The sequence below is a fragment of the Microcoleus sp. B5-D4 genome (assembly GCF_036705145.1).
GTDB lineage: Bacteria > Cyanobacteriota > Cyanobacteriia > Cyanobacteriales > Microcoleaceae > Microcoleus.
On sequence record NZ_JAUBTV010000032.1, the window covers coordinates 1 to 4,128 of the forward strand.

At 47.7% G+C, this 4,128-nt stretch carries 4 protein-coding genes; 2 read left to right on the forward strand and 2 right to left on the reverse strand.

The features are described from left to right. Window positions 1-71 precede the first annotated feature (71 nt). A complete protein-coding gene (locus QUB10_RS16605; protein ID WP_333203738.1) occupies window positions 72-386 on the reverse strand; it encodes an acylphosphatase in 315 nt (104 codons plus the stop codon). Window positions 387-445: 59 nt separating this feature from the next. Here QUB10_RS16605 and QUB10_RS16610 point away from each other — a divergent pair, with 59 nt between their 5' ends. Together QUB10_RS16610 and QUB10_RS16615 are read left to right on the forward strand one after the other, a co-directional pair. Beyond that, entirely contained in the window at window positions 446-997 is a 552-nt protein-coding gene (locus tag QUB10_RS16610) for a CPBP family glutamic-type intramembrane protease (RefSeq protein WP_333203741.1), read from the forward strand. Window positions 998-1,042: 45 nt separating this feature from the next. Beyond that, complete coding sequence (locus tag QUB10_RS16615) at window positions 1,043-2,374, forward strand: HEAT repeat domain-containing protein (RefSeq protein ID WP_333156134.1); 1,332 nt, start codon at window positions 1,043-1,045, stop codon at window positions 2,372-2,374. Window positions 2,375-2,553: 179 nt separating this feature from the next. On the opposite strand, the gene QUB10_RS16620 is transcribed toward QUB10_RS16615, so the two are convergent. Beyond that, a partial coding sequence (locus QUB10_RS16620; protein ID WP_333203743.1) for a BamA/TamA family outer membrane protein occupies window positions 2,554-4,128 on the reverse strand: 1,575 nt, incomplete at its 5' end.

Genomic DNA, 4,128 nt, shown 5'->3' on the forward strand with positions numbered 1-4,128 from the left:
CAAAAAGGACGGGCGGGACGCCCATCCCACTTTCAAGAGTGGAAGTTATTTAATTCTCATTCCTTATTGTTTTATCGGCGGATCTCAAAAGTACGCGCGGCGGAGCTATCTTGAAGGGAATCGCCCTCCGGGTTTTCGTATTCCAAAACCAACTCACTAACCGTAGCACCGGTGGGGCCGCGGCGGCACCAACTAATCATTCCTTCCACAGCTTTTTTGGAGCCTTCAAAGACAGCCTCGACGCGCCCGTCGGGGAGATTTCTCACCCAGCCGCTGAGGCCGAAATACTTTGCTTGATTCATCGTTGAATATCGGTATCCTACTCCTTGAACTAATCCCGAAACAAAAACGCGGACTCTGACGGGCGGCAATGATTGGTTTTGCATAATACACGGCTCAACTTACTGCTAACATCTGTTTGAAAATTTTAAGGATCAGTTTGATTATGTTAAATTTTAGTGCGATGGCGCTGCCGGGATTCCTGATACGCCGCATCACCCTAGCTTTTTCAACTATTCCCGATTTCACTGATTGGCTGGTTGCAGCTATGCTCGCGCTGGTTTACACTTCGATCGCTCTTTCCATTGGTTTTTGGTCAGGATTTCTAAAAGTAGACGTGCAAACCTCTCGGCGTACAATTGTGGGAGTGCTTCTTGGCTGTTTGTTAAGTCCGGGCATCACCGAGGAATTATTGTTCCGGGTGTTAATGCTGCCGCACCCGTTTGAGAAGGCTTCTGGGTTAATGCTGTGGTATTGGGGATGCGCGAGTTTGGCGGTTTTTATAGTTTACCACCCGCTGAACGCGCTGACTTTTTACCCGGTTGGTCGATCGACCTTTATGAATCCAGTATTTTTGCTACTGGCAGCAATTTTGGGAGTTGCGTGCTCCCTCGCATACCTGCAAAGCGGTTCTATCTGGCCTGCGGTGGCGGTTCACTGGCTAGCAGTGACAGCCTGGCTGTTGCTACTGGGCGGTTACAGGAGGCTGTATGGTTAAATGTAAAAAGTCCAGCATCACTATTTTGTCGGGAGGATCTCAGTTGTGGGTATCATAGGAGCGATCGTAGGTTTTTTGGCAGGGATAGCAGTTGCTTACTGGTTAGTAGAAAAGCGCTTAAACAAGCAAAAACAAGAATACTTGCAGCAAACTCGCAGAATTACTGAGGAAATAGAATTAGCTCAGATGTCTCGGGTGCAACAAGCTGTCGAATCTCAGAAAGGAGAACGGGAAAATCAGCTTAGAAAAGCTACTATCGAACACGAAAATTTACTCAGACAAGTTACTACCCAATACGAAAACCAGCTCAAACAAGTTGCGGCTCAATATGAAAATCAGCTCCAACAAGTTTTGGCAGAACGCGACAGTCAGCTCCAACAAGTTCATGCAGAACGCGACAGTCAGCTCCAACAAGTTGTCAGCGCACACGAGCCTGAGCTGCGGAGAAAAATCAGCGAGGAATTAGAAGCCGCTAACAATGCTAGGATGCAGCAAAATATCCAATCTTTGCAAGCAGAACACGAACATCATTTACTTAGAGTTGCTGACGAATTGCATTTAAATTATCAAGCTCAGATGGAGCAACATTTGCAAAACCTGCAAAATGAACACGAAATTCGCTTGAGGCAAACTGCCGAGGAATATGAGAACCGCGAGGTTGAGATGCAGTTAAATATGGAGGCTTTGCAAGAGCAATACGAGAGTCAGTTGCAAGCGGCTCACGAGCAGTTGAGAGACCACGAAGCTCAGATGCAAGCTACTATCAGGTCTTTGCAAGAGCAGTACGAGAGTAATGTACAACAACAAGAAGTCCCCGATCAGCAGTTTAGTCAGTTAAATTCAACAGAATTTCCCGAAGGTTTCTCACAAGAAGAAGTTTGGCAGGAACTGTCAACTGAGTTAAATCAAACAGAAGTTGAAGAGTTAAATTACACAGATTTTTCCGAACCACAATCAATTGATTTACATCAACCCGAAGTCGAACAACAGCTTCCTATTGCCAGACAAGCACCAAGCTATTCCCTGCCACAGTTGATGGGATGTGTTCAAAGTCAGGACAAAGAAACCCGCAAGTTTGCAGCGTCTGCTTTAGGTAAAATGGCTGCTGCTAATGCTCTGAGATCCGAAGGTCAGCGAGCAATAGAAACCTTGGGAAAATTAGCTCAAGATATTCACCCGGAGGTGCGCGAAGCTGCTGTGGAAGCACTAGCAATGATTAAGTCGGAAAAAGTGATTCCGCTGCTACAAAAAGCTTTGCGAGATATAGATAGCGGTGTGGCTAAATCGGCAAGTGCGGCGCTCAATAAGTTTAAGTTTTATCCGCGAACTCCGGCGGCTAAGCCGAAAACTGTTGATCTGAAGAAACCAAAGCGTTAAGCATTTATATCAATTCCGGTTGCACCGTCCGTGATTGTTGACTGTTGACTGTTGACTGTTGACTGTAGAAGGAGGGGTGGAAAAACTGAATGGTTGAGTGTTAACTGTTGACTCGATTTTACAGCATATTCCAGAATATGCTGTAACTTGTGACTAATGACTACTGACTGATGACTAATTTAAAATCGCTGCTTTGTACCGAGTATAAATTTGAGGTCGCCGGAGTCGCTAACAGCCATATCTAAGCGAATTAATCCAAAGGACGATCGCACCCTCACACCCACCCCAACACCCGCCCCAGTCCCCGGTTTGTCCCTGACTACCGCCGGTTTCCCCAACACGCTATCTCCCGTTCCCAAATCCGACGCAAAATCAACAAATATCACGCCGCCAACATCCTGACCCACAGGAAACCGATATTCCCCGGAAGCTAAAAAATAACTCCGCCCACTGCCAATATCCCCGCTATCGTAGCCCCGCACGGAATTGCGGCCGCCGAGGCGAAAAGCTTCCGTTGGTGGCAAATCCCCGATTACCGTGCCCGCTTGCAAGTTAAAAGCCAGCATTTCGGGCAAGGCTTCGGACTCGCTAATGCCCAACAAAGTTACGGGTACATAATGTATATAATTCGCCAACAGTCTGTTACTCACAATGTTACCTCGACCCAGAGGTATCGACTGCTCGGTGCTGAGGCCCAGAATCGATCCTCTGGTGGGGTTAAAGGGATTGTCCCGCCGATCGAGCATTGCGCCAAAAGAAACAGTGTATAACTCGTCAACGCCACTGCCGCTGAATGTGAGAGGATTTCCGAGTTCGTCGCGGCGGGCGATATTTAAGTTGCGATCGCGCGTACTGATGTTTGTATAATTCAGTCCCAAAGTCGATTGCCAATCGCCCAAAGGTCTGGTAAACCTGAGATTTCCCCCCATCCGAATTTCCCGAACTCGGTTCCCGTTGGGCAAATCAATATCTTTGTTGAAAATTTCCGATATTCTGCGATCGCCAAAAGCTCTCACACTGTATCCCAAACGGTCTTTGGCGGCAACGTAAGGGCTGACAAACTGGACATCGTACTGGATACCTCGGAGGCTGGGCTCAAGTTCCACCGCCAGCCGCTGTGGGGTTGTTCCGAAAGTTCGATCGGTATAGGAAAGAGGAACAGCAACGCCAACATCATCACTAAGACTGGCACTCACGCTAAAAGAGCGAGCCGATCGCTCTTGAACGTTGTAGATTACATTAACATCCGTGCCAACTTCTTCGATCGAAACCGTAACCTTGTCAAACAATCCCAATTGCTGCAACTGCTGTAAATCCGATCGTACAACTTCCCGGCTGTAGTTATCCCCCGCCTTGAGTTTGAGCTCTCCTCGGATAAAATCTTCCGAAATTCTGCCCTCAACCGGATTCCCTTTTTTATCAACAGCTTCACCTGTGGAATTGACAAAGCGAATTTTCACCTCTGCAACGTAAACACCTTCAGCATTGCCCGCTTGACTGATTTGTAGAGTACCACCTAGCTGTCGGGCGTTGCTGTTTACTGCTTCGGGGATTTCGGCTTGTGTCGCGATCGTCGCCGGAGTTTTTAACAGAGATGTAAAATCTTTATGGTGGCTGGACTTGAGTGAGGGAGATTCCCTAGGGGATAGCTGCGCCGCGGGTACTTCAGCCAACATTCCTGTGCCACCAAACAATTCATCTCTTGTGGAACGGGCATCTTGCCCGTTCTTGACAGATGCTGCACCGTTCTTGAG

Bases quoted from the DNA above. Each gene is read 5' to 3' on its own strand.
- QUB10_RS16605 (WP_333203738.1), bottom strand. From the start codon at position 386: ATGCAAAACCAATCATTGCCGCCCGTCAGAGTCCGCGTTTTTGTTTCG.
- QUB10_RS16610 (WP_333203741.1), top strand. From the start codon at position 446: ATGTTAAATTTTAGTGCGATGGCGCTGCCGGGATTCCTGATACGCCGC.